This is a genomic window from Methylorubrum suomiense (genome assembly GCF_022179765.1).
GTDB classification, from domain to species: domain Bacteria; phylum Pseudomonadota; class Alphaproteobacteria; order Rhizobiales; family Beijerinckiaceae; genus Methylobacterium; species Methylobacterium suomiense.
The window spans coordinates 1-4,142 of record NZ_BPRE01000036.1 but is presented as its reverse complement, the minus strand read 5'-3'; the positions used below and the strand labels follow the sequence as shown (position 1 = coordinate 4,142).

Here is a 4,142-nt window from a genome sequence, read left to right as displayed (position 1 = left end):
CGGCGCCAACATCCTTAACGGCGGCGGCGGCGCCGACACGATGATCGGCGGGGCCGGCTCAGACACCTTTGTGTTCTCGACGGCGCTGGGCGCGGGCAACGTCGATCGCATGACCGACTTCTCGGCCGCCGACGACACGATCCAGCTGTCGAAAGGCATCTTCACTGACCTCTCGGCCGGGACGCTCGCCGCTGGCGCGTTCAAGGACATAAGCGTGGCGGGCACCGTAATCGATGCCGACGACCGCGTCGTCTACAACAAGACCACGGGTGCCCTGTCCTACGATACCGACGGCAGTGGCGCAAAGGAGGCGGTGCAATTCGCAATTATCGACACGAAGATGACGCTGACGGCGGCGGATTTTTTCGTCACGTGAAAAAAACGGGGGCGGTCATCCGGCCGCTCTGGCTCGGCCGAATCTGACGGCACGCCGAACTCGGCGCGCCGCGCTTCTTGGTGGCGGCGACGTTGGTGCCGTGCGACTGCAGCGCCTGCCTCAGCGCAGCGTCTGCGTAGGGTGTCGCCGCCCCGCGCTGCTCGGATGACCCCAATCTGCTCAACGCTCTTCAGCGCCGACAGCAGCTGGCCGACAGTGCGGTTGTACAGGCCGAGCCACGCCCGCCGTGTCGCCGGCCTGCGTCAGCACCGAGGCGCCCCCTGTACGCAAAGCCGTCATAGCTTGGGCGATCGACGGCATCCCGTTCACCGTCTCGCTGATCTACTCACGGCGATTTGAGAAGACATAAGCAGTCCGGATCATCGAGGCGATGCTGAACCGGATGGCCACGCCGTCGTGATGGTTAGAAATGAGGTTGCCGGCACGGTCTCCCCTGATGCTGAGTATCCCAGCCTGTGGGGGATCCGTGATGCTAGCGGCCGCATGACGGGACGGCATTTAAGTCGGGAGGCAAGCGCCGCGTACCTCACGGAATGGTTCGTTGCACGCGACGACGGCAGCGAATGACCGGAGGCCCATCTGGGCTCGCCTTCAAGCGTTATCTCGCCGAGATCGATCGCACGCACCCGGAGCGTCTGCGGTATCTCCGTAGCCCAACTCGGTGGTGGTGCCGCTCGGCGGAGCGTTCATTCTTGCTGTGCGACAAGTCGGACAAGCGGGAGTATGGCGGTAAGTACTCTGCCTACAGGATTGCTTATCGGACGTATAGAAAGTCGCTAATAATGAGTCAGGACGGGGCAATAAGACCTATCGTAGCCGAATTATATGCGCGTGCCACCTTTTTATTTATACAGATAACCAAACAAGAACGGGTAAATTGTTTTAAATTCGAATTACACGCAATTCAGGCCTTCCTATAACTATATTTTATTTGGTTGTGATAGTTTGTAGTGTTTGTATAATCCATCTGACCGTTACACATACGTGTATCAACTTTGCAACAGATAGCTGTTATTTCATAGTTAGTCGCAATAAAGCCAAATTTACAATTGAGGCTAGAGCGCACAAGAAGACATGGTTATATTTACGCTAAAAATGGGTGGCAGATATGGCAATCTATACGGGCGACTCCAACGCTAATTTTATTCAGGGAGCAAAAGCGAACGATTATATCTCTGGCCTGGACGGCGACGACGAGCTTTACGGGTATGACGGAACGGATCGTTTGTATGGGGGAAATGGCAATGATTATCTCTCAGGCGGCGTTGGTAATGATTGGCTGTATGGGGGCAACGGAAACGATGTAATTTTTATTTACTTACCTGTTTATAAAACGGGATTTACTACTTATTCAGAGACTGATGTTGTTGATGGAGGTTTTGGTATTGATTATATTTACTCTAATATCGGTGATGTACTTGATATGCCGACCGGCGCTAGTTGGGGATTAAGCGCCGATCTTCAGGCCGGCATTTTCGATCTGAAATATTTAGATAATAGTCTTGAGTCGGAAATTCATATATTTGCGAAATTGCACAATATAGAAGGTGTGGCTGGTACGAGCCGTTCTGATAATATTAGCGGGGACTCCAATCGAAATCTATTCGATCATGGTGAATTCCAGGGCGCCACCAATAATAGTATCGTTGACATCTATGATGGCCGCGACGGCGTCGATGCCTATTTTGCTACTGATATCTTTCTTCCAGGATTTAAAGCACTCCCACCCGGCACTGCCCCATCCGGCGTCATGGCGCCCTTCGAGATCGCCTACGGCACGCGCGCAACAGAGCTTGCAGCAATTTTCAATCTTCCAGACAATCAAATAATGGTCGGTGACGGCGTGGCGCTTTACGAGGTCTGGCGCGACGTTAATGGCAATAATGTCTTTGAATCTGGCGAATTACGTCAAGAAATCAACATTTTAAGAAACATTGAGCAGTATCAAGGCACCAATTTCGACGACCGGATATCAGGTTCGGTTAAAAACGAGGTATTTGCCGGCGGCCTGGGTAAAAACAGCATATTTGGCGGTGGAGGGTTCGATTTCGTTGATTATAGCGGTATCGTTGACCCAGCATTGTTCGCAAATGGAAGGCATCTCCAGATTAGTTTGGGTCCATTGGTAGATATAGGTGCTCGCTTCGTTGATGCAGGCGGCATTAAGGTTGAAAACTCTGCTATACAAGATACATACGATCTTAACGGCATATACGGGGCAATCGGCTCTCAGTTATCCGATGAAATTATTGCGTCTAGCAGTGGCTACGGAATTCCTGAATCCTATGGCGGCGCAACATATAATTTTACTGTATTCGCTGAAGATGGCGATGATTCTGTTATTGGAGGTATTGGTAACGACGTCCTTGATGGTGGTGGCGGTAATGATATTTTGATAGGCGAAGATACAGACTTCGATTTTGCATCTGTGTCAGGTTTCTATGCATTCGCCCTCCGAGATATCCTGATCGGCGGCGAGGGAAGCGACGTCATGGACGGCGGCATCGGCTTCGATTTCGTATCCTACCGTGATGCTAAAACATCGATCTCTGCCGACTTGCTCTCCGGCCAGGGCGGGCTCGCTGTTATTGATGGTGCTACTGTGTCCGGTGCCGAGTCGAACGGCGACCTTTACGTGAATGTCGAGGGCGTAATTGGCTCTGCGTTCGCTGACGTGATCCGGGGCGACGAGGGTGACAACGTCATTGAGGGTCGCGATGGCGATGACCGCCTGGTAGGCTGCGACGGCAACGACACGATCTGGGGTGAGGCGGACCCAAATTCGAAAGTGCCCGCTGGGACAGGTAACTTGAAGCCGACCGCTGACTTCAATCCCAACGTCTGTTGTGATCCAAGCGTGCCTGTGGGGCAGTCTCCGGAGAAGAGCTACGACGACCGACTTGAAGGCGGGTGCGGAAACGATTTACTGTACGGTCAGGTCGGACACGACGAACTGTTCGGCGAAGAGGACAATGATCGGCTTGACGGTGGCGACGGCCAGGACTGTCTCGTCGGCGGGGTCGGCAACGACACCCTAATCGGCGGCCGTGACACCGACGTCCTCGAAGGCGGCGACGGCAACGACCATCTCGACGGCGGGGCGGGCTTCGATCTGATCTTCGGCGGCACGGGGATCGACACGGTTAATTTCGGCGCATCGGATGCGGGCGTCACCGTTTCGCTGCTGCACTGGTGGGAGAACGACGGCGGCGATGCCTCCGCAGACTACATTGAGTCGTTCCTTGGCCTGATGACCAAGGACGGCTGTTCGGTCGATGCGGTGGCGAGTTCCGCCTTTTTGGGCATCGTTGCGAGCCTTGGCGCTGACAATACGACGACACAAGCCTACACCTACCGCCTGCCCGACGTGATCTTGGGCGTCGAGAACGTTAGGGGATCTGCTTTTTCTGACGTTATCACCGGTGATGCCGGCAACAACGTCCTCGATGGCGCCGGGGGAGCTGATCAGATGATCGGCGGAGCAGGATCGGACACCTACTACGTCGACAGCACGGGCGACAAAGCCGTCGAGGCCAACGGCGCCGTCGGCACCGATCTTGTCGTTGCTTCTGTCTCGTTCTCCCTCGGAGGGTACGAACTGGAGAATCTCATCCTAACGGGAAATGCCAACATTAACGGCACCGGTAACTCCATTGCCAACACGATCACCGGCAACAGCGGCGCCAACATCCTCAATGGCCTGGTTGGCGCCGACACGATGATCGGCGGGGCCGGCTCCGACACC

1 protein-coding gene and 1 pseudogene are annotated in these 4,142 nt (G+C 54.7%); both read left to right on the top strand.

The window, feature by feature from the left end; all coding sequences use genetic code 11:
• Window positions 1-376 (top strand): annotated as a pseudogene (locus tag MFF26_RS26220) (M10 family metallopeptidase C-terminal domain-containing protein); the annotation flags it as partial.
• Window positions 377-1,505: 1,129 nt separating this feature from the next.
• On the top strand, window positions 1,506-4,142 hold a 2,637-nt coding region (locus MFF26_RS26215; RefSeq protein ID WP_283207429.1), incomplete at its 3' end, for a calcium-binding protein.